The sequence below is a fragment of the Photobacterium sp. NCIMB 13483 genome, assembly GCF_003025475.1.
In the GTDB taxonomy this organism is placed as follows: domain Bacteria; phylum Pseudomonadota; class Gammaproteobacteria; order Enterobacterales; family Vibrionaceae; genus Photobacterium; species Photobacterium piscicola.
The window spans coordinates 1-23,990 of the sequence record NZ_PYLV01000022.1 but is presented as its reverse complement, the minus strand read 5'-3'; the positions used below and the strand labels follow the sequence as shown (position 1 = coordinate 23,990).

Here is a 23,990-nt window from a genome sequence, read left to right as displayed (position 1 = left end):
TCAAAATAATACGAGTCCAATAATTGGATAATCATATTAAGGCTACTTCGGTAGCCTTTTTTGATCTCGTTTTCTATCAATCTTTGGTATAACTTAATCAATGTTTCTTAATCGGTGGTACGCATGTTCAAATCTCTCTTATCAAAGGCATTATTAGTGCTGCCTTTTATTGCTCAACCTATACTTGCCGACCCTATTGTATGGAAAATTTATGACCAACAACGTGAATTTTATGTCCTAGGCTCAATTCATGCGGGTAAAGAGGCAATGTTCCCTCTGCCTGATATATTTCTTGAGCAATGGCAACAAGCTGATGCCTTAATTGTAGAAGCTAATATACTACAACAATCACCAGTTACGCCCACACTATCCCCGCCCTTTACGCACCAAGCATTACCTGAACCAGTCCTCAAAAAATTAAAAAAAATCACGACTACATTGAACATTCCATTTGAAGCATTATTGCAACAACCACCGTGGTTAACGGCCGTAACGCTACAGTTAGCTCTAGCTAATAAGCTCGACCTTAAATCAGACTATGGTATTGATTATGTATTGTTGCAGCGTGCTCAACAGCAACATCTTCCTATTCTAGAATTAGAAAGTGTTAGCCAGCAATTCAATATGCTTGAAAACCTGCCTGAGAATGGTGCACCAATGCTGATAGAAACCATCAATGAATGGGATAGAACCCAGTCATCATTACGTTGTTTGGTTAAAGTATGGCAACATGGAGACAGTGAAAAACTTGAGCAACTTTTCCAAGAGAGCCAAATTGATCCAACTACTGATGATGCTTTAATTTTTGATCGTAACAAACGTTGGGCTGAAACACTTGCACATACCGCCCCCTATCAATCAGGAAAATTTATGATTGTGGTTGGTGCCTTTCATTTAATTGGCGATCAAGGACTGCCTAATCTAATGAAACAGCAAGGCTTTAAGGTTGAGAAAATCACCTCAAGTACAGAAGCCAATTGCAACTAAAGTGGGATTTCTTAATAGTGGTCGGTGAAGAGCTAGATTCTAATATCAGGGAACCCCCGCCCCTCAGGTCCACCACACCTAACATCAGAGATGCGCTACCAAACTGCGCTATTCACCACTTTCTACAGGCGAAAAAAAACCTGAATCTTTCGATTCAGGTTTCTTAATAGGGGTCGGTGAAGAGCCAAGGTTCTAATTTCGGTGAACCCCCGACCCTCTGGTCCGCTACACCTAACATCAGAGATGCGCTACCAAACTGCACTATTCACCACTTTCTACAGGCGAAAAAAAACCTGAATCTTTCGATTCAGGTTTCTTAATGGTGGTCGGTGAAGAGGGATTCGAACCCCCGACCCTCTGGTCCCAAACCAGATGCGCTACCAAACTGCGCTATTCACCGACTTAATTCTTTTCTAGGAACGCTACTAGAAGGGTCAACCCTCTGGTCCGCTATTCCTAACATCAGAGATGCGCTATCAAACTGCGCTATTCACCGACTAATTCTTTTCTAGGAACGCTGCTAGAAGGGTCAACCCTCTGGTCCGCTATTCCTAACATCAGAGATGCGCTATAAAACTGCGCTATTCACCGACAATGTTTAGGCTTACAAGGCCAAGGTCTCTAACAAAAGATAACCTGAATAATGGGGTGGCTAACGAGGCTTGAACTCGCGACAACCGGAATCACAATCCGGGACTCTACCAACTGAGCTATAGCCACCATTGTAAGTGGTCGGTGAAGAGGGATTCGAACCCCCGACCCTCTGGTCCCAAACCAGATGCGCTACCAAACTGCGCTATTCACCGACAATAATAATGGTTTTAACAAACCACTACTTTTTAAATAGTGGTCGGTGAAGAGGGATTCGAACCCCCGACCCTCTGGTCCCAAACCAGATGCGCTACCAAACTGCGCTATTCACCGACTAATTCTTTTCGAGAAGCGTTATTAACTAACATATTCTCTGATAATAATGGTTTTAACAAACCACTACTTTTTAAATAGTGGTCGGTGAAGAGGGATTCGAACCCCCGACCCTCTGGTCCCAAACCAGATGCGCTACCAAACTGCGCTATTCACCGACTTAATTCTTTTCTAGGAACGCTACTAGAAGGGTCAACCCTCTGGTCCGCTATTCCCAACATCAGAGATGCGCTATCAAACTGCGCTATCCACCGACAATAATAATGGTTTAACAAACCACTACTTTTAAATAGTGGTCGGTGAAGAGGGATTCGAACCCCCGACCCTCTGGTCCCAAACCAGATGCGCTACCAAACTGCGCTATTCACCGACTAATTCTTTTCTAGGAACGCTGCTAGAAGGGTTAACCCTCTGGTCCGCTATTCCTAACATCAGAGATGCGCTATCAGACTGCGCTATTCACCGACTTAATTCTGTATGCTTGTAAACAAGCGGGCTTTAAAAGCCAAATGCTGACTGGAGATCAACATCTTATAATATGGGGTGGCTAACGAGGCTTGAACTCGCGACAACCGGAATCACAATCCGGGACTCTACCAACTGAGCTATAGCCACCATTGTAGTGGTCGGTGAAGAGGGATTCGAACCCCCGACCCTCTGGTCCCAAACCAGATGCGCTACCAAACTGCGCTATTCACCGACTAATTTTTATTAAGAATGCAGCTAGAAGATCAACCATCTGGTCCGCTATTCTTAACATCAGAGATGCACTATCAAACTGTGCTATTCACCGACTTTTCAACGCGCTATGCGTTGTTGAGGTCGCTTATAATACTCGCCATTTTTATTTTAGCAACCCCTATACGGTATTTTTTTTGTAACTAAAAAATATGCTTACTAATCCAGCTATTTTAAGAGGTAACAATGACTTATTCTGTATAAAATACAATCAACTATCCACTTTTGCAGTAATTCCAAAGTCTTAATGATAAATATCATTACATGACATAGTTGATATTAAATGAATTTAAGTGCTTAAACCCTTAAATAACTACCTTTATCTTTCTTAATATATTCACTTTTGTTTCAATTAAGCGCAGGTATACTAAAATTATTGCTTAATTATAGTGAGCCTATTATGTCTAATAATGAATTAGATCTCTTTAAAGAGATGATGGCCGATGTAGCGCCGATAAAACAAGATACAATTTTAATCCAACAAAAATACCAAGTGTCTGAAGCTCAACTTGCTCGACGTCTTGCGGCACAAACACTAGCAAATGGTAATATTGATTATCTCTCGCTTGATAACGCTAATATGGTCAAACCTGATGACATGATTGAGTTTAAACGTGATGGGGTTCAATTAGCTGTATTTAAGAAAATGCGACAAGGTAAATATGACATTCATGCCCGTCTAGATCTTCATAAAAAGACCTTATCTCAAGCTCGAGATGAAATACTGGCTTTTTTAAAACAATCTCAACGTTTAGATATTCGTACGGTTATGATTGTTCATGGCAAAGGAGAACGAAGTAATCCTCCTGCATTAATGAAAAGTTTTGTCACCACTTGGCTAGAACAAATTTCTGATGTGCTTTGTTTTCACTCCGCATTGCGCCAGCATGGTGGAACGGGAGCGCTTTACGTAATGATCAAGAAAAGTGCAGAAAAGAAACAACAAACCCGCGATCGACATCTAAACCATCGAGACGCCTAACAAAACATAACCAAAACCAATAATTAATAAATTACTGATAAAAAAAGCAAATATCGCCACTTCGATAAAAAAGACACCCTTAGCCAAAGAGTAAGATAAATATATCCTAGGGTTAAATTGTTTTGAATTTAATTATCATACAATTTAAGTAAAGTCGCCGCCCTAGGAGATTATTCATGAATTCAGAAATACGCCCAATGCTGTTAATGCTAGTGTCTACATTTAGCTTATCAGTAACAGGATTGTTAGCTAAATGGCTAACCCACAGCTTTGACCCTGCATGGCTATGTTTTTTTCGCCTTTTATTCCCTGCGATTCTGGCCTTTTGGTTAATGGTGATCACCCAATGGTCACAACCCAATAAACAAGCGTGGAGTGGTTTAATCGTTCGCGGTATTTGTATTACAGGTAGCCAACTTTGTTTTCTTGCCTCAATTAAACACCTTAGCCTTGTTGAAGCCGTTGTTTTATTTGGTACCAGTCCTTTATTTGTTCCAATTTTAGAACGTATCTTTTTTAAAACACCGATCAAGCGCCTAATTATTATTAATTTAGGTATTACGTTTACTGGCTTACTTTTTATTGCGGGTAACCTGGAACAAATGAAATTTGGTGGTAGTTTATTATTAGGTTTAGCGGGCGGTATTTTTAATGCTGGCTCACAAGTGGCGATGTACCGATCAAGTAAAAGTAACCTAACACCTTTAGGGGTAAGTGCTTGGAGCTTTATCATTGCCTCAATATTTTTAGTACCATTCTTGATGTTCTCACCAATGACTACGGCGGTAGAGTGGCACACATTAACGGGTTGGCAGCATCCTTTATTATTACTCTTGCTATTTATGGCGGTATGTACGGTTAATACACAAGTGTTCCGCGCCAAAGCTTACCAACTTGCAGAATCAGGTTCACAATTAGCACCGATTATTTTTACTAATTTAATTTTCTCAGCAATTTGGCAATTCATGTTCTTTAATCACCCAATGTCATGGAACAAAATTGTGGGAGTTAGCTTAATTATATTAGCGACACTCTTAAATACTTTTGTACCCATTTGGTTACGTAACAAAAGATACCAGCCTAATTGTTAATATAAAATAGCCGAACTCAGTTCGGCTATTTTGATGTTTTGGTATAATTAAGCTAACCACACCACACGTAATGCTAATCCCAGTAAAACTATCCCTGACAGACGATCGATCATTTGTGCTTTTGTTCTTAACACTGTGAGAACGCGTGGATAAGATAAAATACTCGCAATTAATGTATACCATAATCCATCTACCAATAGTGGTGTGGCAACAATAATTACTTTTGATGAAACTTCATTACCTACCGCGACAAATTGACTAAACAGCGCTAAAAAAAATAACGCTAATTTAGGATTAAATAACGAGATCATCACCCCATCACGCGCAGCTTCAAGCAATGAGCTTGATTGTCCCTGTGCTAATTTTGCAGCAACACCGCCTTTAGAACGTAATGCATTAAGTCCTAAATAAGCTAAATACCCAGCACCAACATAACTGACACTGGTAAATAATAGGGGTGATTGATGCAGAACGACCGCTAACCCAAGTAAGGTAAGTAATGCGTAACATCCCACACCACAAGCATGAGCCCACGCACAAACAATGCCATGCCAACGTCCACCGGATAGGCTATGTTTGGCCACTACCGCTAAACTGGGTCCCGGTGACATCGCACCTAATAGACAAATGAGTAATAAAGAAAGCCAAATAGTAATAGTCATTGCTAATCTCCTTTTATCAATGAATATATCGGGATTCTTTATTACCCCAATGCGTTGTTATTGGTTAATCTTGTTTTGCGATAAGTGCAAAATGACCACTGGTTAATGCCACTAAATCTTTCGCAGCTAATTCTATTTCCAAACCACGACGCCCGGCACTAACACAAATAGTCTCAAACTGCTCTGCGCTACTATCAACAAACGTCGGCAAGCGTTTTTTCTGTCCTAGCGGACTAATACCACCCACAATATAGCCTGTCACTTTTTCGGCTAATTTAGGATCTGCCATTTCTGCTTTTTTACCACCAGCGGCTTTAGCGGCTGCCTTTAGATCTAACATCCCTGCGACAGGAACCACTGCCACAGCCAAGTTTTTAGGATCACCATTTAATGCAAATAATAGTGTTTTAAAAACTCGATGAGGATCTAACCCTAAAATTTCCGCAGCTTCATGACCAAAGTTATTATTAGCAGGATCATGTTCGTATTGATGAACTTGAAATTCAATTTTATTTTTTTTTGCTAATTTAATTGCAGGTGTCATAACATTTTCTCTTACAACTTGATTAATCAAACAGTTGTAATTAGCTCCCCTTTTATTCACATCATATCCATCAAAGAAGCTAACCACATCTGTTTACCAAAACAGAACTATATACCGAGATATATTTTTTAAAAAGTATAAAAAAAAAGGCGCTGAAAATTCAGCGCCGTAAAAAATAGATTTAGATAATAGTCATCACTTATTTATAAATAATCTCACCTTTTGGTGCATATTTATTAACGTCAATTGGACTATTATTTTGTAAAAATTCTTTTAAAACTTCTGCATCAACAAATCCGGTATTGACATAACCTGAGTGATGACTAACTTTTGGATAACCATCGCCACCCGCAGCATTAAAACTTGGTACAGTAAAACGGTAAGTCTTATTCATTAATAATGGCTGACCACCAATCTTCACATCACTCACTTGCCCCTTAGCAACCGTCATACTAATGCCATAAAATTGCGCGTAAGCACCTGAATCAATAGGCTTAGTTGCGACAACATTTAAATAGTCTAAAACTTCTTTTCCTGACATATCAATATAAGACACAATATTGCCAAAAGGTTGTACTGTCAGCACATCTTTATAGGTAATGTCACCAGCATTAATTGAATCACGTACACCACCGGAATTCATCACCGCAAAATCAGCTTTCGCACGTTGCATGTGTGAAGCAGCAATTAAGCGACCTAAATTAGTCTGCTTAAAACGCACCACATTACGATCACCTTCTAACTTACCGTTAGACTCTGCAATTTTAACCGTTAGTTGTTCTTGACCTTTTTCTTGAAATGGCGTTAAAAACGATAGTACTTCTGGATTTTGTTGAATTTCATTTTGAATAAACACCCGTTTTTGAGTGCCATCTTCTAATTTGATTTTTTTCTTTAAATTCACAGGAATTAAATCATAACTAATTAGATTTAATTCACCATTTTGAAATTCAAAATCAGCACGCCCAACGTATTTTCCCCATTCATGAGCTTGGACTATCCATGTACCATTTTGTTGATCAGGCGTACATTTATCACCTGGCTTAAAGTTGTTATTGGTTTTATTTGGCCCTTCCATACAAACAGGTTCTTGTGAGTGGCCACCAACAATCATATCAAGATCGCCATCATCCACATAACGCGCCAATGCAACATCACCAGGCGCATTAATACCGCGTTGACCATCTTCATAGTGACCCATATGAGTCGCAGCAATGATAACGTCTGGCTTTTCATTTTGTTCAAGCTCAGCGATCACACGCTTAGCTTCAGCTTTTGGATCTCGAAATTCAATAGCACCGATATATTCTGGATTACCAATTTTTGCAGTATCTTCAGTCGTTAATCCAATAACCGCGATTTTGATCCCTTGTTGTTCAAAAATCTGATATGGCTTAAATAAACGTTCACCCGTTTTTTTATCGTAAATATTAGCTGATAACATCGGGAATTTAGCCCATTGTTGCTGTTTACGTAAAACATCAAGTGGGTTATCAAATTCATGGTTACCTAATGCCATCGCATCATAACCTAACATGTTCATGCCTTTAAAATCAGGCTCTGCATCTTGTAAATCTGATTCTGGCACGCCAGTATTAATATCACCACCTGAAAGCAATAATGTAGTGCCACCTTCAGCTTTTACCTCTGCACGAATATTATCTAACAACGTTTTACGTGCCGCCATTCCATACTCACCATTTTGGTTTTGCCAAAAACGGCCATGGTTATCATTAGTATGCAAAATAGTAATGCGATAGGTTTTATCTGCATTCCATTTTGTCGCAGTATCAGCTGTCGATGTCGCACACCCAGACAGTACAGCAAGTAGCGCAGCAGTTAATGCAGTTTTAGCAAATAGACGTTGTTTCATGTTATCCACCTTAACGATTTTAATCATCGATGCCATCATTTTGGATAGCAAAAAACAACTAAAATTGATGCAAAAATAATCGTGTTATTTGATTAAATAGTAATAATAAATAACAGCTTAAAAATAATTGCGCTCAGTGTAAGTGAATCAAAAATAACCACGTCTATAGCGTCACTATTTTGCAATCAAGATCACTGTTACAACATTCAAAACCAATAGTGGATCACAAACCATAAAAAAAGCTCGGACACTGCCGAGCTTTTTTAAAAAATATTGAGCAAATTTAGCCTCTAAAATTTGTCATTTAAGCCTAAAATACTTTTTCAAATTTAGTCGCTGAACGGCGAATAAAAATAGCAACCAACGCTGAAATGGCTAAAAAGAAACAATAGTAAGAATGAGACACTATTTCTAATGGTGATAACTTAAATACCGAACCTAACAATAGGGCTTGCGCACCATAAGGTAACACCCCTTGTATTACACAAGAGAAAATATCCAACAGGCTCGCAGAACGACGTGGAGTAACGCCATTTTCTTTGGCAAGCTCACGAGCTACACCACCAGACACAATAATTGCTACGGTATTATTTGCAGTACAACAGTTAGTTAAACTGACTAAGCTCGCAATGCCTAACTCACTTGCGCGTGAATTTTCTGAAAGACTATGCTTTGAACTAAACTTACCAATTACACGACTAATCAGTTGGGTTAAAAATGCTAAGCCACCTTGCTGACGCATTAATTCACTCACACCACCAATCAACATTGAAAGTAAGAAAATTTCCTGCATGTTGCCAAAACCACTATAAATATCTTTACCAAATGTAGTTAGGCTATAACTATCAATCGAGAATAAGCCAACACCACCAGCAAGCACAATGCCCAAACTCAGCACAACGAATACGTTCACCCCAGAAACAGCAAGGATTAAAATGGTGACATAAGGTAAGACCTTAAGCCATTCAATAGGGTTAGCAGCAGGTAGGGTCGTCACTGAGCTACTGAAAGCAAACAACACCATCGTCACTATCGCTGCGGGTAAGGCGATCTTAATATTTTCACGAAACTTATCTTTCATCTGACAACCTTGAGAACGGGTTGCAGCAATCGTCGTATCTGAAATAATCGATAAATTATCACCAAACATTGCACCACTAAGAACAACACCAGCCGTTAATGCTACATCCATTCCAGCCGCTTGAGCGATACCTAATGCCACAGGTGCCACTGCAGCAATAGTGCCCATAGACGTACCCATTGAGGTAGCAATAAACGCTGAAATAACAAAAATACCCGGTAAAATCATACTCGCAGGCAATATTGCCATACCTAAGTTTACCGTTGCATCAACACCACCAGAAGCCTTAGCAACCGCCGCAAAAGCACCCGCTAATAAATAAATCATGCACATTGCAATAATATCGCTATGACCAACGCCACGGATAAATTGTTCTATTGCTTTATTTAATTTTTCTTTGCTCAGCAAAATAGCCACTATTACGGCAGGTAATGCCGCAACGGGTGAAGGCAATTGATAAAATGCGAAGTCGACACCTTGATAAGTAAGGTAACTACCGACACCGATAAATAAGGATAAAAAGATCCCCAATGGCAGCAATGCCAATGCTGAAGGTGTAATTGCTGCTGGTTTAGTTGTGTTTGACATGCTGATAATGAATATCTATTTTAGAATTTCCCTTAGGTTAATGGGATGTGTCATCACTGTCAACATCTAGACGTCTAAACATCCATATGCGCAATAATAACTCTCCGTAAAAAACCGTCAAAAAAACATTTACGCCAATATTTTGACTGTATTCCCCGTCATTAGCGCCAATAAAAAGTCATAAAATATCAACATCTTACCCCATTTAAAATAAAATATTTAATCATAACTGAATCAATTGTAATGCCAGTTAGAATTTGCTCTCATAGGGTATATTTTTACTCATGAGATGAACTAATGCAGTTTTCACTCAAACAAAAACTGATCATTGCTAGCGTATCTGCGGTGATAATAATGGCAACAGCATTAACATGGTTGGCTGCCAAGCAACTCGATAATGAGACTCACGCCAGTACCTCAGAGCGTGCTCATAGTATTGCCTCTACAGCAACAATAGGTATTGCCGACTGGATGAATATTCGCCGTGCAATTACACAATCATTCGATAAATATTATGATCAACCCAATAATGTGATGTTTTTAGAGCAAGCACGTAAAAGCGGTGGCTTTGATGATATTTATTTTGGTGCCGTAGATGGCGCCATGGAGCGATCACATCCTGAACGTAATCGTGCTGACTACGATCCACGTACTCGACCTTGGTATCGCGATGCACAAACAGCAGGCAAACAAATCATTACCACCGCTTATAAAGATGCGATTACTAATGCTTTATTAGTCACGATAGCTCAGCCATTACAAGCTAAAGGCCAAATGGTGGGCGTTGTGGGTGCTGATGTTCTCATCGATCAATTAATCAATGATGTTATTAGCCTTGATGTTGGTGATAATGCTTTTGCCATGCTGATTAATAAACAAGATGGCACTTTTCTCGCTCACCCGAATAAGCAACTATTACTCAAACCATTAGCGCAATACAGTAACCAATTAACATTAGCCAATATTGAACAGCAGGTTGCAACGAACAAATCCCAAAGCTTAACCATAAATGGCCACCAGAAAGTATTCTATTTTTCTAACGTACCGAATACTGACTGGATTTTAGCGTTAGAAATGGATCGAGCAACAGAAGAAGCCAATTACTATTCAGCGTTACAGCAGTTAATTATTACTGCAATCGTTATTACACTATTAGTGATCGCCGCCTTAACAGTATTAGTTAATTTCCTCTTTCGCGATCTTAATCGAGTATCAGCAGCCTTAGCAGAAATTGCGAGTGGTGAAGGTGATTTAACCCGTCGTCTTGAACCTCATAGCAATGATGAAGTGGGTCAACTAGCACATAACTTCAACTTATTTGTGAGTAACCTCCATAGCATGCTGACGCGTTTAAGTCTCGTATCTAGCACCTTAAACCAACAGTCACATATTACAGCTTCTCAAGCAGAAGAACGCAGTACTCGTATTCAATTTCAACAAGATGAAATTAATATGGTGGCGACGGCAATTAATGAGATGGCAGCCGCTACCCATGAAATTGCGTCAAATGCAGAAAATACGGCCCGCACCTCAGAAGAAACGGTGATTGCTTCAGGCCATGGCAGCGTCCAAGTTAACCAAAGCCAACAATCAATCGCGAGTCTTGCCCAAGAAGTAGAAACGGCAACGGGTGTGATCAGCGCATTAAACAGCCATGCACAAAGTATTAATACAATTCTTTCTACAATTCAAGGTATTGCAGAGCAAACCAACTTATTAGCCCTGAATGCAGCTATCGAAGCGGCACGTGCGGGTGAACAAGGACGAGGATTTGCTGTTGTTGCTGATGAAGTTAGAGTATTGAGTCAACGTACCCATGCTTCCACTCAAGAAATTCAGCAGATGATCGAAACGCTGCAGCAAACCACCAGCCAAGCGGTGGGAATCATGGATGATAGCCGTCATTTAGCAGAAACCAGTGTTGATGATGCTAATTCGGCCTCTGCAAGCTTGTCTCAAATCACGACAGCTGTAAATAATATCAGTGATATGGCAACACAAATTGCTTCTGCGGCAGAAGAACAATCATCGGTGACATCTGAAATTACTCGTAACACTGAGGGAATTCGTGATGTATCAAATGAATTAGCAATAGAAGCTAATGAAGCAGCAAAACAAGCTGCTGAGTTATCAACATTGTCACATGAACTGCAACAAGAAATTAATCGATTTAAACTGTAATTATTCGCTATCCAGTTAATGACCAACAATAAAGGCTTGCCTACCCTGCTGCTAGTTGAAACTAGAAACAGAGTAGCAAGCCTTTATTTTTATGCTTTAGGTCGCTACCATTTTACTTAACCATATTAAATACAATCGCACCAACCGCTAAACACCCCATCAATAAGATGAAATACGTGCTTATTTTGCCGCGATAGATTTTTAAGCTTTCAATGTGATATACCGCCAGCATAGGCATTAAAAATAGAATCATCGCAATCACTGGCCCAGACAGCGCTTCCATCATACCTAAAATACTTGGGTTCATTACCGCTGCAAACCAAATGCTGATAAACATCACAACAATGCCGATCTTATCAATGGTCTTTAATGATAAAGAAGTCTGCTTAGCAACTAAGCCATTAAAACTCTCACGAGCCCCCATGAAATGCCCTAAGAACGATGATGTAATTGCAATAAAAGCAATTAATGGCCCTAAAATCATAATAAAAGGGCTGTCTTCAACATTCGCTAAATACGATAACACTGACACATTATCCACTTTCGCTTGCTGAAGTTGTGCTGGCGTTAAGCTCAGTACACATGAAAAAACAAAAAACAGTACAAACGCAATTAACATCACTGACGTACGTTTTAGAATTGTTTCTGATTTGGTATGTGCTTGTTTACCATATTGACGGCGCTGAGCATTAACAAAACCGGAGACCACTGGCGTATAGCTAAAAGCAAAGACAACCACGGGAACAGCTAACCATAACGACGCACTCAAATCACCAATGCTTTGATGAAAGCTAAAATCAGGCATATGCCAACTTGGGATCAAATAAATTGAAATGCCCGCTAAAATAAGTGCCAAAGGGTAAACAATCATACTAAATACTCGTAGCATGGTTTTTTCACCTGCAAGCATAATAGCGATCATACCAAACACTAACCCACCGGATAGCAAAACGCGTGACGGTGGAGCCATATTAAGTTGGTGCACCATAAAGCTATCAACCGTATTGGTTAAGCCGACACCGTATATAAGTAATATAGGAAAGATAGACAGAAAATAAAGCAGTGAGATTAAGCGTCCATAACGCTGGCCGAAATGCTCTTCAACCACATCAGTAAAATCTGCATCTTTTTGGGTAGATGATAAAACAAACCGAGCCAACCCGCGATGAGCCCAAAATGTCATAGGCCCTGCCAATAATGCCATGATCACTAATGACCAAAAACCACCAGAACCAATATTAATCGGCAAAAATAAAATGCCAGCACCAACGGAGGTCCCAAATAAGCTTAACATCCAACTGGTGTCATGCTTAGTCCAACGAGACGAAACGGTTGCGGCTTCAGATGCGGAAAGATCTTGTGATATTGACACGGTAACTCACTACGACTTAATAAAACTGGCCATCAGTATGAAACGAGCATCGACAAGACTCAAAAAAAGAGTGACACAGATCACCCTAAAATAACAGAGTTCAATATCCTACAGTCACTAATAAAGTAACAATAAGCAACATATTAAACTGCTTTTATGGTTAAATTTTAGAATAAACAACCAAAATTTTCAATTAAACAATTTTTTCAACATCGCGTGATTTTTACACAAAAAAACCCTATGAACAGAATTCATAGGGCCAAAAAGCTATCTCTAATAGATAATTAGTTCACTTCGATTGGTGCAAAACTTTTAATTAAATCATCTAATTGTTTAATTTGCGCAAGGAAAGGCTCAAGCTTATCAAGTGGGAAAGCAGATGGACCATCACAACGTGCAGAATCTGGCGTTGGGTGTGCTTCCATAAATAAACCAGCAATACCTGTCGCGATACCTGAACGCGCAAGATCAATGGTTTGCTCACGACGACCACCTGACGCAGCGCCTAGAGGATCGCGACATTGAAGTGCGTGCGTTACATCAAAAATAATTGGACTACCTTTTGATGCTTTTTTCATTACATCAAAGCCTAACATATCAACCACAAGGTTATCATAACCATGCAATACGCCACGCTCACATAGAATCACATTGTGGTTATCACACTCAGCAAACTTCTCGACAATGTTACCTACTTGACCAGGACTCATAAACTGTGGTTTTTTCACATTGATCACGGCACCTGTTTTTGCCATTGCTTCAACAAGATCAGTCTGGCGAGCAAGAAAAGCAGGTAGCTGAATCACATCAACTACATCAGCAACAACTTGTGCTTGTTCTTTTTCATGAATATCAGTAATGATTTTCACACCAAAAGTGTCTTTTAGTTCTTGGAAGATTTTTAAACCTTCTTCTAAGCCAGGACCACGGTACGAATGTACAGATGAGCGGTTAGCTTTATCAAAAGACGCTTTAAATACGAAAGGAATACCCAATTTGTTGGTTACTTCTACGTAGTGCTCACAAATTTCCATCGCTAAATCACGCGACTCTAGCACATTCATACCACCAAAAAGGACGAATGGCTTATCGTTAGCAACATCAATATCACCAACACGAACAATTTTTTGTTGCATCATATTTATCTTCTCATCTAGTGCAAGGTAAGAGGCTCTTCATATAGAGCATCAACTTGAAGTTTAAGTAAATCAGCAGCAGGATCTTCAGGGCATTGCTCAATAAAATAAGAATAATCTACCGCAGCCGCATGAAGACAATCAAGTTGCTGGTAAATATAGCCCCGATCACGAATTTCGTGTGGATCGCCTGGATTTAATACGAGTGCTAAATCACTGCAACGTAACGCATCAGTAAATTGTTCTTCTCGTAATAACGCACTTTTCATTACCGTTAACCAGCGCGATAAAATAACGTTATTTTGTTGTTCATCAAGATACTCAGATTTAAATTCAGCAAAAGGACCACGATGACCAATCAACCAACTCCGTAAAATATGGGTGCTAACAAATTCACCATCAAAAGGATTGATGTATTGAATATCATCTTTCGACCACACAACTTTCAATAAAAATTGAGTTGGAAAACCAACGTTTTCAACAGGTAATTCTAGCTGCTTAGCCAGATACAACAAAATTGCCCCTAAACTAACTGGGATCCCTTTGCGTCGTTCTAATACTTTATCTAAAAATGCATTTTCTGATGAGAAATACTGCTGAAGATCGCCTTGAAATCCCCACTCACGATAAAACAGTCGTAATAACCCATCTAAACGTAAACGAGGGTTAACCTCCCCCATTAGCATTTGTTCAGCTTCTTGTGCTAACTGTGTCAAGCGCAGCTGTACCCATGTTGTTGGGAAATCAGCCTCGACTTCAGCCATGAAAGCAATCGCGCCATCAACCAACGGCATCTGATTAAGCTCTTGTTCATTAAATGGCATCATGATTTTACCTGCATTAGCCTAAGATAGGTGTTTTAGTGATCGCTAATTGTGCCGCTAGCACTAGCCAGCCAATTGCGCCTAAAAAGGCAAACGTCTTAAAGACTTTATTCTTTCCATGATGAAGAGTGAAATAACCTAATGCTATATAAGCAAGAACACAGGTTAATTTTTCTGTTAGCCAGCCATTACCAGCGGTAAAAGGCATAAAGCCAGTAATAAAAATTAATGCCACACCAGACGCTAACATGATCGTATCAATGATATGGGGAGTAATCTTAAAGAATTTTTTCTGTATCATTGATGAGTTTGCCATCACCATTATATAGCGTGCGACAAACAATAAGACACTTAACGCAATTGCAGTAAGGTGGATGTGTTTCATTGCCATATACATCATTGTTAATGATCTCCTTGCCAGCAACCCATCGTAACACGATCGAGCCCAGCATAATCCTGACATGTTGATACCTGCACATAGCCTAATTGCTCAAGAATCATTCGAACGGCTGCGCCTTGTTCAAAACCATGTTCCATGAGTAACCAACCGTCAGGTAATAAATATTGGCGTCCATATTGGCTAATAATACGAATATCAGCGAGTCCGTTATCACTAGCGACTAACGCACTTTTAGGTTCAAAGCGTACATCACCTTCAATCAGATGTGGATCCGCTTCATCTATATAAGGCGGATTACTGACAATGACGGCAAATTGAGGCTGTTGTTCAAGTGGGGAATACCAACTACCGCATAAAAAACGGCTATTGGTAATATCTAATCTGTGGCTATTTTCAGTGGCTAATGCGACGGCTTCGGGGCGTAAATCAATTCCAGTAACGGCAATATCCGCTCGTTCAGATGCGATAGCTAAGGCTATGGCGCCTGTTCCGGTCCCTAAATCTAGTACCTGACATTGATGCGTTGGAATTTTCTCTAACGCGAGTTCAACCAATCTTTCAGTATCAGGACGGGGAATTAATGTCGACGGAGCCACTTTTAATGACAATGACCAAAACTCACGTTCGCCGACAATATAAGCAATCGGCTCACCCGCTATTCGACGGGCTAATAACGCTGAAAACATGTCAAATTGCGTATCATCAAGCTGCTTTTCAGGCCATGTTAACAAATAACTACGCGGTTTATCTAATACATAACATAGCAATACAGCACTGTCTAATTGCGGGCTATTTGAGCCCGCAATCGCAAGTTGTGCACTGGTCTGTTGTAATAGACATTCAATGCTACGTGACATTAGTTTTGCTCAGCCATCGCAGCAAGCTGATCGGCTTGGTATTCAGTAAATACAGGTTGGATCAAGGCGTCTAAGTCACCTTCCATCACTTCATTTAAACGGTAAAGTGTTAGCGTAATACGGTGATCAGAAACACGACCTTGTGGGTAGTTATAAGTACGAATACGGTCAGAACGATCACCTGAGCCTAACAAGTTACGACGAGTACTTGCTTCTGCTTCATGACGACGTTCCTCTTCCGCTTTAATAATACGCGCAGCAAGAACAGACATTGCTTTCGCTTTGTTCTTATGTTGTGAACGTTCATCTTGACACTCAACCACAATACCTGTTGGTAAGTGAGTAATACGAATTGCAGAATCGGTGGTGTTAACGTGCTGACCACCTGCGCCAGATGAACGGAAAGTATCGATTCTTAAATCTCCTGCATTAATATCAGGAATTTCAGCTTCTGGAATTTCAGGTAAAATTGCGATAGTACAAGCAGAGGTATGTACACGGCCTTGAGATTCAGTTGCTGGTACACGTTGTACACGGTGGCCGCCTGACTCAAATTTTAATACGCCATAAGCGCCATCGCCGTTTACTTTAGCAATCATCTCTTTGTAACCGCCTTGCTCTGAACGGTTTTCATTGATGATCTCCATACGCCAGCCGCGACGCTCAGCATATTTACTGTACATACGGAACAAGTCACCCGCGAAAATACCTGCTTCATCGCCACCAGCACCTGCGCGAATTTCAACGAAACAGTTACGATCATCATTAGGATCTTTAGGAATCAATAATAGTTGTAACTCATCCGCTAAACGTTCAATTTCAGCTTTCGCGTCTTTGATTTCTTCTAGTGCCATTTCGCGCATTTCAGCGTCATCTTCTTGCGCCATTTCTTCAGCGGCTTCAAGATCATCTTTCGCTTGTTGGTACGCTTGGAAACACTTGGTCACTTCTTCAAGCTGAGAATACTCTTTTGATAGTGCGCGGAATCGGTTTTGATCACTAAGAACACCGGGATCACCCAGTAAATGTTGAACTTCTTCGTAACGTTCAACCAGCGTTTCTAATTTAACTAAAATTGATTGCTTCATAATCTTCTAATTAGGGTGCGGAGTGAAGGCCTAGGCCATCAACTACTAATCGTTATAGGAATCCAGCCCAAGTGCTTCACGGATCACAACCAATTTGTCAGATTCACCATCTTTGGCGACCTGTTGCATGGCTTTCGTCGGGGCATGGATAAGCTTATTGGTTAATTTATTACTCAATTCTACCAAGGCTCTTTCAGGATCGGTGCCATTGGCGATTGCTTGTAAGCTGCGTTGTAACAGCTCATTTTTTATTGCTTCGGCATATTGGCGATAATCACGAATACTATCCACCGCTTCCAGTGAACGTAGCCACTGTAAAAAGGCAATACTTTCTTCAGCAATTATCGCCTCAGCTTGAATCGCAGCCACTTTACGTTGCTCACGATTTTTCTCGACAATCGAATGCAGATCATCAACAGAATATAAATAGACGTCATTAAGATCGCCCACCTGTGGTTCAATATCACGTGGTACGGCGATATCAACAAAGAGCATTGGCTGATTGCGACGTTGCTTCAACGCGACTTCGACCATGCCTTTACCGACAATAGGTAATGGGCTTGCCGTTGAGCTAATCACAATATCAGCACAATGAAGGTGATTGGGAATATCTTCTAAACCAATCACTTCAGCACCAAATTCTCGCGCTAGATTAGCAGCACGCTCACGGGTTCTATTGGCAACAATTAAACGGTTACAGCCTTGTTCAACTGCATGACGAGCAACCAACTCAATGGTCTCTCCTGCTCCGATGAGCAACATCGTCACACCTGATAAAGCTTCAAAAATTTGTCTAGCCAACGAACATGCAGCATAGGCGACAGACACCGCATTGCCACCGATATCGGTTTCAGTGCGTACTCGCTTTGCGACAGTAAACGTTTTTTGAAACAATTTTTCTAAGGTACCAACCACAGTTCCATTGTCTTTTGATTCCGAATAAGACTGCTTCACCTGTCCTAGGATTTGCGGTTCGCCTAATACTAACGAATCTAAGCCACACGCCACACGCATTAAATGTCGCGCCGCAGCTTGTTGTTCATGAAAATACAGGCTTGGCATCAATTCTTCGGCTGTGATCTGATGAAATTTGGTCAACCAGTCAATAATCACACCCGGTCCTGACTGTGATAATTCACAGTAAACTTCGGTACGGTTGCATGTCGATACAATAACCGCACTTGATACCTCAGGATGGTTTTTAAGCTCCTGCAGTGCCAAAGACAGTTTTTCAGGAGAAAAAGCTACCTTCTCACGCAAATCAACAGAAGCTGTTTTGTGGTTGATTCCTAATGCAAGCAAGGTCATGGAAACAGTATACCCACTTTGGCAGTGAAAAAATCTAAGGTGCAGATTTTACTTGATGCCATGTCGTAATAAAAGGCAACAGACGTAATCAATCCATAATGACACCATTTTTATCGTTTTTTAGCCACCTTCTTAGCTTCGTTAAGGGGTATAATTTGGCATTCGATTAAATTATCGCTATTGTTTTGACTCATTTTGATAGAGATCCCCTACGATGATATTGCGTAATCTTGTTAAAAATATCACTTTCACGTCGGTAACCCCGCCACTCAAAAATGTGGTTACAGCACATCAAAAAAAATGGCTTAGTGCACTTTTCGCTTTATCGCTATCACTGCTTGCAGGTTGTGCCCAGCAACCGACAGTAACGCATAAAGCCGATTGGCCCCTCCATCAAGCCCAATTAAAACAACTCACCAATTATCATGCTCAAGGTGTCTTTGGTTATATTAGCCCACAACAACGGGTGACGCTGTCCTTTAATTGGCAAAACCAACCTGATGATTATCAACTTATTTTAACCAAAATGTATAAAACGATCCTTAAGTTGGATGCTCGTCCTAATGCGGTAACGCTGACCGATCCAGATGGTAAAACCTACCATGGAACCAATGCTGCACAACTCGTACAACAGCTCACAGGCATTAGCTTACCACTCCAACAAATGCAAGATTGGCTAATCGGTTTACCCACAGGGGCCGATCATTACCTACTCAATAAAAATGACCAAGTCGCCTTTTTAACCAAAAAAATAGCGGGTCGAACTTGGGAGATGCATTACAGTACTTATGACAATACTCAAGTCCCCTCACTGCCAACACTAATGACCTTAAGGCAAGGAAATTTAACCATAAAAATAAAAGTCTCCCAATGGAAAACAGCGTAATAACCTTGGTTTATTCATATTTTAAATTTACGTAATAATGAGTTATTTTCATGAACCACAACGCCAAATTTGATATTGCCACTCAGTGGCCAGCACCTGCAAAACTTAACCTTTTTCTTTATATTACAGGTCAGCGAGACAACGGTTATCATGACTTGCAAACATTATTTCAGTTTGTTGATTATGGCGACACATTAACCATAACAGCCCGTCAAGATAGTGAAATAACCCTAACACCCACCATTACAGGTGTTGCCACCGAAGATAATTTAATTTATCGCGCAGCCATTGCTTTGCGCCAAGCCGCGCAAGTAAATTTTGGAGCAGAGATTCACATTGATAAAATTTTGCCTATGGGTGGCGGTTTAGGTGGTGGTTCATCCAATGCCGCAACAACCTTAGTCGCATTGAATTTTTTATGGCAAACACACCTCTCCGTTGATGAACTTGCCGCTATCGGCTTAAAACTAGGGGCTGATGTGCCTGTTTTTGTTCGAGGTCATAGTGCATTCGCAGAAGGAATTGGTGAAAAATTACAACCTGCATTACCACAAGAAAAATGGTACCTCATCGCTAAACCCGATATTAGCATCGCAACTGCTGAAATTTTCAACCATCCGCAACTACCACGTAATACAAAAAAACGCAGCTTAGATGCCCTGTTACGTGGGGTTTACGAAAACGATTGCGAAAAAATTGTAAGAAGTCTTAATCCCGAGGTTGATCAGGCGCTTTCATGGCTGTTAGAATATGCACCGTCAAGATTAACTGGTACTGGCGCTTGTGTGTTTGCTGAATGTGACTCCGAGCAAAATGCCAATGATATTTTGAATAATTTACCTGACTGGCTCCAAGGATTTGTCGCAAAAGGTGTTAACGTATCTCCTTTGATGACAACGCTAGCCACATATTCTATGGATTGTCAGTAATTACAACTTGGACGCAACCTGAGGTTTACACCGTGCCTGATATGAAGCTGTTTGCTGGTAACGCTACACCAGAACTAGCCCAACGCATCGCTGATCGTCTTTATATTTCATTAGGAGACGCAACGGTTGACCGTTTCTCCGATGGTGAAGTATGTGTGCAAATTAATGAAAACGTGCGTGGTAGCGACGTATTCATTATTCAATCAACTTGTGCACCAACTAACGACAACCTAATGGAACTGGTTGTTATGATCGATGCATTACGTCGTGCTTCTGCAGGTCGTATTACTGCTGTGATTCCATACTTCGGTTATGCGCGTCAAGATCGTCGTGTACGTTCTGCTCGTGTACCAATCACTGCCAAAGTTGTTGCTGACTTCCTTTCTAATGTAGGTGTTGACCGCGTACTAACGGTTGATCTACACGCTGAACAAATCCAAGGTTTCTTCGACGTTCCTGTCGATAACGTATTTGGTAGCCCTGTGCTGCTAGAAGATATGTTAGCGAAAGACCTACAAGATCCAGTGGTTGTTTCTCCTGATATCGGTGGTGTTGTACGTGCGCGCGCGATTGCAAAACTATTAGATGATACTGATATTGCTATCATCGATAAGCGTCGTCCACGTGCTAACGTTTCTCAAGTTATGCACCTAATCGGTGATGTTGAAGGTCGCGATTGTATTATCGTTGATGACATGATCGATACTGGCGGTACATTATGTAAAGCGGCTGAAGCACTAAAAGAACGCGGTGCTAAACGTGTATTTGCATACGCGACCCACCCTGTATTCTCGGGTAGTGCGCTACAAAACATCACTGAATCTGTCATTGATGAAATCATTGTGACTGACTCAATTCCACTAACAAAAGAAATTGCTGCAACAGGTAAAGTATCAGTACTTACGCTGTCAGGCATGCTAGCTGAAGCGATTCGTCGTATCAGCAACGAAGAATCAATTTCTGCGATGTTTGAGCACTAATCACGTTCGATTAGAATGAGATTTATCTCAGCTAAATTCTTAGCTAAATAAAAACCAACGCCTCGCTTTTGCGGGGCGTTTTATTTTTTATTGACTGCTGAAAAACCCGATCACCGCAGAGTCGTATCAATTTCACTTGATTTAGTATAATATAGCGCGCGTTTTGAACCCGACTATTGCTCGGTTTAACCATTACAGTGGTCATCACAAAACGCTATCACTACTGCTATATGACAAGAGAGACAAGCGTGAGTAATAATATTCGGTTACTTGTCGGCCTGGCAAACCCTGGCCAAGAGTATGCACAAACCCGCCATAATGCTGGTGCATGGGTCGTTGAAGAACTAGCTCGAGTCCATAACGTTACCCTACGTCAAGATCCAAAATATTTTGGTCTAACAGGCAGGATCACAACTAATGGTCAAGATCTTCGCTTGTTGATCCCAACCACATTCATGAATTTATCGGGTAAGTCTGTTGCTGCGCTTGCTAATTTTTTCCAAATTAAACCGGAAGAAATTTTAGTGGCGCATGATGAACTTGACTTACCTCCTGGTGTTGCCAAGTTTAAAAAAGGCGGTGGTCACGGTGGTCATAATGGCCTACGTGATATCATTAGCAAAATGGGCAATAACAAAGATTTCTATCGTCTAAGGATTGCCATTGGCCACCCTGGCGATAAAAATAAAGTCGCTGGTTATGTGCTAGGAAAGGCACCGGCCAAAGATCAAGAACTTATTAATGCAGCCGTTGACGAATCAGTGCGCTGTATTGATGTGCTTCTAAAAGACGGCCTCAGTAAGGCACAAAATCGTCTTCATTCATTCAAGGCAGAATAGCACACTGATAACAGTACTGTTTTGTCGTTATAGACTCACCATTGAGTACTATAGTTGAGTTGTTACAGAATAATCACCAAAAGGGTTACAAGCCATGGGTTTTAAATGCGGTATCGTAGGTCTACCAAACGTTGGTAAGTCAACACTGTTCAATGCCTTAACAAAAGCAGGCATCGAGGCAGCTAACTTCCCATTCTGTACTATCGAGCCAAACACAGGTGTTGTACCTGTGCCAGATCCTCGCATGGATGCATTAGCAGTATTCGTTAAACCAGAACGTATTCTGCCAACCACAATGGAATTTGTAGACATCGCAGGCCTTGTTGCTGGCGCATCTAAAGGTGAAGGTCTTGGTAACAAGTTCTTAGCTAACATTCGTGAAACTGATGCTATTGGTCACGTTGTTCGTTGTTTTGAAAATGAGAACATCGTTCACGTTGCTGGCCGTATTGACCCTCTTGAAGATATCGATATCATCAACCTTGAATTAGCAATGGCTGACCTTGATACCTGTGAGCGCGCTATTTTCCGTGTCGCTAAGCGAGCTAAAGGCGGTGATAACGATGCTAAAACTGAGATCAAAGTACTAGAAAAAATGCTGCCAATATTAACTGACGGCGAAATGCTACGTTCAATGGAACTAAGCAAAGAAGAAAAAGCAGCAGTAGATTACCTGCACTTCTTAACGCTAAAGCCAACCATGTACATTGCTAACGTTAATGATGACGGTTTTGAAAATAACCCATTCCTAGACAAAGTTATTGAGCGTGCTGCAACAGAAAACGCGATTGTTGTGCCTATCTGTGCGGCAATGGAATCTGAAATCGCAGAACTTGACGATGAAGATCGTGAAGAGTTCTTGGCTGACATGGGTATCGAAGAACCTGGTCTTAACCGTGTTATTCGTTCTGGTTATGAACTACTATCACTACAAACCTACTTCACGGCTGGTGTTAAAGAAGTGCGTGCTTGGACTATCCCTGTTGGCGCTACTGCACCAAAAGCTGCGGGTGTTATCCACACAGACTTTGAAAAAGGTTTTATTCGTGCTGAAGTTATCGGCTACGATGATTACATCGAATGCGGCGGCGAATCAGCAGCAAAAGATGCGGGTAAATGGCGTCTAGAAGGTAAAGATTACATCGTTAAAGATGGTGATGTAGTACATTTCCGCTTCAATGTATAATCGTTTCTATTCAATTATTATTGATATAACGATGAATTGATGAATAAGCCAGCATTATGCTGGCTTATTTTTTATCACCTCAAGCCTAAAAATAAATCAGCGCTAGGTCACAATTTTAATTATTGTTAGCTGACAATTCATATATCAGTTTGTGATTCGCCCAGTTCGCCCAAATAACCGACGAACAAACGAATTTTCGCTGTTTTTCAAAAAAAACTATTGACGGTTTTAGCTGGTATGAGCATAATGCGCCCCGTTCCCAACGAAGCGGCTCACTAAGAGCAGTGGCTGTTGGAAGCAAAATGGCTACGTAGCTCAGTTGGTTAGAGCACATCACTCATAATGATGGGGTCACAGGTTCGAATCCCGTCGTAGCCACCATTTCAATTTTATTATAAGATTGAAAGTCAATGCTTGTTCATTGATAAAATGCGGAAGTGGCGGAATTGGTAGACGCACTAGATTTAGGTTCTAGCGCCGTAAGGTGTGAGAGTTCAAGTCTCTCCTTCCGCACCATTCTCTCAATAGAGTTGA

General features: G+C 40.7%; 20 protein-coding genes and 10 tRNA genes. 11 read left to right on the top strand and 19 right to left on the bottom strand.

Annotated elements, in window-relative coordinates; genetic code table 11:
- The first annotated feature begins 123 nt into the window (after window positions 1–123).
- Window positions 124–987, top strand: coding sequence for a TraB/GumN family protein (locus C9I86_RS15495; RefSeq protein ID WP_107276868.1), 864 nt, complete (start codon window positions 124–126; stop codon window positions 985–987).
- 323 nt (window positions 988–1,310) lie between these two features.
- On the opposite strand, the gene C9I86_RS15490 is transcribed toward C9I86_RS15495, so the two are convergent.
- From C9I86_RS15490 to C9I86_RS15455, 8 genes are all read right to left on the bottom strand, one after another.
- Window positions 1,311–1,387, bottom strand: a tRNA-Pro gene (locus C9I86_RS15490).
- A 244-nt stretch (window positions 1,388–1,631) separates the two neighbouring features.
- A tRNA-His gene (locus C9I86_RS15485) sits at window positions 1,632–1,707 on the bottom strand.
- 9 nt (window positions 1,708–1,716) lie between these two features.
- A tRNA-Pro gene (locus tag C9I86_RS15480) sits at window positions 1,717–1,793 on the bottom strand.
- 41 nt (window positions 1,794–1,834) lie between these two features.
- Window positions 1,835–1,911 (bottom strand) — tRNA-Pro (locus C9I86_RS15475).
- Between the two features lie 81 nt (window positions 1,912–1,992).
- A tRNA-Pro gene (locus tag C9I86_RS15470) sits at window positions 1,993–2,069 on the bottom strand.
- A 135-nt stretch (window positions 2,070–2,204) separates the two neighbouring features.
- Window positions 2,205–2,281: transfer RNA gene (locus tag C9I86_RS15465), tRNA-Pro, on the bottom strand.
- 169 nt (window positions 2,282–2,450) lie between these two features.
- A tRNA-His gene (locus C9I86_RS15460) sits at window positions 2,451–2,526 on the bottom strand.
- 8 nt (window positions 2,527–2,534) lie between these two features.
- Window positions 2,535–2,611: transfer RNA gene (locus C9I86_RS15455), tRNA-Pro, on the bottom strand.
- A 438-nt stretch (window positions 2,612–3,049) separates the two neighbouring features.
- Here C9I86_RS15455 and smrA point away from each other — a divergent pair.
- Complete coding sequence (gene smrA, locus C9I86_RS15450; RefSeq protein WP_080158094.1) at window positions 3,050–3,631, top strand: DNA endonuclease SmrA; 582 nt, start codon at window positions 3,050–3,052, stop codon at window positions 3,629–3,631.
- 176 nt (window positions 3,632–3,807) lie between these two features.
- Window positions 3,808–4,722, top strand: coding sequence for a DMT family transporter (locus C9I86_RS15445; protein ID WP_080158095.1), 915 nt, complete (start codon window positions 3,808–3,810; stop codon window positions 4,720–4,722).
- Between the two features lie 47 nt (window positions 4,723–4,769).
- On the opposite strand, the gene C9I86_RS15440 is transcribed toward C9I86_RS15445, so the two are convergent.
- The 4 genes from C9I86_RS15440 to C9I86_RS15425 all read right to left on the bottom strand — a co-directional run bounded on the left by C9I86_RS15440 (window position 4,770) and on the right by C9I86_RS15425 (window position 9,470).
- Window positions 4,770–5,384, bottom strand: a complete 615-nt coding sequence (locus tag C9I86_RS15440) for a LysE family translocator (protein ID WP_080158096.1) — start codon at window positions 5,382–5,384, stop codon at window positions 4,770–4,772.
- A 64-nt stretch (window positions 5,385–5,448) separates the two neighbouring features.
- On the bottom strand, window positions 5,449–5,928 hold the full coding sequence (gene ybaK / locus C9I86_RS15435) for a Cys-tRNA(Pro) deacylase (RefSeq protein ID WP_080158097.1): 480 nt from the start codon (window positions 5,926–5,928) through the stop codon (window positions 5,449–5,451).
- Between the two features lie 199 nt (window positions 5,929–6,127).
- Window positions 6,128–7,801, bottom strand: a complete 1,674-nt coding sequence (ushA, locus tag C9I86_RS15430) for a bifunctional UDP-sugar hydrolase/5'-nucleotidase UshA (RefSeq protein ID WP_080158170.1) — start codon at window positions 7,799–7,801, stop codon at window positions 6,128–6,130.
- A 310-nt stretch (window positions 7,802–8,111) separates the two neighbouring features.
- Window positions 8,112–9,470: a Na+/H+ antiporter NhaC family protein gene (locus C9I86_RS15425; protein WP_107276867.1), complete on the bottom strand. Its 1,359-nt coding sequence runs from the start codon at window positions 9,468–9,470 to the stop codon at window positions 8,112–8,114.
- A 297-nt stretch (window positions 9,471–9,767) separates the two neighbouring features.
- Between C9I86_RS15425 and C9I86_RS15420 the strand changes: the two genes are divergently transcribed.
- Window positions 9,768–11,651: a methyl-accepting chemotaxis protein gene (locus tag C9I86_RS15420; RefSeq protein ID WP_107276866.1), complete on the top strand. Its 1,884-nt coding sequence runs from the start codon at window positions 9,768–9,770 to the stop codon at window positions 11,649–11,651.
- Window positions 11,652–11,763: 112 nt separating this feature from the next.
- On the opposite strand, the gene C9I86_RS15415 is transcribed toward C9I86_RS15420, so the two are convergent.
- From C9I86_RS15415 to hemA, 7 genes are all read right to left on the bottom strand, one after another.
- Window positions 11,764–13,023, bottom strand: a complete 1,260-nt coding sequence (locus C9I86_RS15415; protein ID WP_080158100.1) for an HAAAP family serine/threonine permease — start codon at window positions 13,021–13,023, stop codon at window positions 11,764–11,766.
- A 284-nt stretch (window positions 13,024–13,307) separates the two neighbouring features.
- Window positions 13,308–14,162, bottom strand: a complete 855-nt coding sequence (kdsA, locus tag C9I86_RS15410; RefSeq protein ID WP_199190808.1) for a 3-deoxy-8-phosphooctulonate synthase — start codon at window positions 14,160–14,162, stop codon at window positions 13,308–13,310.
- Between the two features lie 14 nt (window positions 14,163–14,176).
- Complete coding sequence (locus C9I86_RS15405; RefSeq protein WP_162841605.1) at window positions 14,177–14,986, bottom strand: SirB1 family protein; 810 nt, start codon at window positions 14,984–14,986, stop codon at window positions 14,177–14,179.
- 13 nt (window positions 14,987–14,999) lie between these two features.
- Complete coding sequence (locus tag C9I86_RS15400) at window positions 15,000–15,380, bottom strand: SirB2 family protein (RefSeq protein WP_080158172.1); 381 nt, start codon at window positions 15,378–15,380, stop codon at window positions 15,000–15,002.
- A gap of 5 nt (window positions 15,381–15,385) precedes the next feature.
- Window positions 15,386–16,240, bottom strand: a complete 855-nt coding sequence (gene prmC, locus C9I86_RS15395; RefSeq protein WP_107276865.1) for a peptide chain release factor N(5)-glutamine methyltransferase — start codon at window positions 16,238–16,240, stop codon at window positions 15,386–15,388.
- On the bottom strand, window positions 16,240–17,328 hold the full coding sequence (prfA, locus tag C9I86_RS15390) for a peptide chain release factor 1 (RefSeq protein WP_080158103.1): 1,089 nt from the start codon (window positions 17,326–17,328) through the stop codon (window positions 16,240–16,242). Before prfA ends, prmC begins: the two co-directional genes overlap by 1 nt.
- Window positions 17,329–17,373: 45 nt before the next feature.
- Entirely contained in the window at window positions 17,374–18,636 is a 1,263-nt protein-coding gene (gene hemA / locus C9I86_RS15385) for a glutamyl-tRNA reductase (protein WP_107276864.1), read from the bottom strand.
- A 214-nt stretch (window positions 18,637–18,850) separates the two neighbouring features.
- Here hemA and lolB point away from each other — a divergent pair, with 214 nt between their 5' ends.
- From lolB to C9I86_RS15350, 7 genes are all read left to right on the top strand, one after another.
- Window positions 18,851–19,522, top strand: coding sequence for a lipoprotein insertase outer membrane protein LolB (lolB, locus tag C9I86_RS15380; protein WP_107276863.1), 672 nt, complete (start codon window positions 18,851–18,853; stop codon window positions 19,520–19,522).
- A 50-nt stretch (window positions 19,523–19,572) separates the two neighbouring features.
- Window positions 19,573–20,451, top strand: coding sequence for a 4-(cytidine 5'-diphospho)-2-C-methyl-D-erythritol kinase (ispE, locus tag C9I86_RS15375; protein ID WP_080158106.1), 879 nt, complete (start codon window positions 19,573–19,575; stop codon window positions 20,449–20,451).
- A gap of 32 nt (window positions 20,452–20,483) precedes the next feature.
- The gene (locus C9I86_RS15370; protein ID WP_036793517.1) at window positions 20,484–21,431 is read left to right on the top strand and encodes a ribose-phosphate pyrophosphokinase; all 948 of its coding nucleotides are present in this window, start codon (window positions 20,484–20,486) and stop codon (window positions 21,429–21,431) included.
- A gap of 248 nt (window positions 21,432–21,679) precedes the next feature.
- Entirely contained in the window at window positions 21,680–22,270 is a 591-nt protein-coding gene (gene pth, locus C9I86_RS15365) for an aminoacyl-tRNA hydrolase (RefSeq protein ID WP_080158107.1), read from the top strand.
- A 94-nt stretch (window positions 22,271–22,364) separates the two neighbouring features.
- Entirely contained in the window at window positions 22,365–23,456 is a 1,092-nt protein-coding gene (gene ychF, locus C9I86_RS15360; protein WP_080158108.1) for a redox-regulated ATPase YchF, read from the top strand.
- A gap of 304 nt (window positions 23,457–23,760) precedes the next feature.
- A tRNA-Met gene (locus tag C9I86_RS15355) sits at window positions 23,761–23,837 on the top strand.
- A 50-nt stretch (window positions 23,838–23,887) separates the two neighbouring features.
- Window positions 23,888–23,972, top strand: a tRNA-Leu gene (locus tag C9I86_RS15350).
- Window positions 23,973–23,990 lie beyond the last annotated feature (18 nt).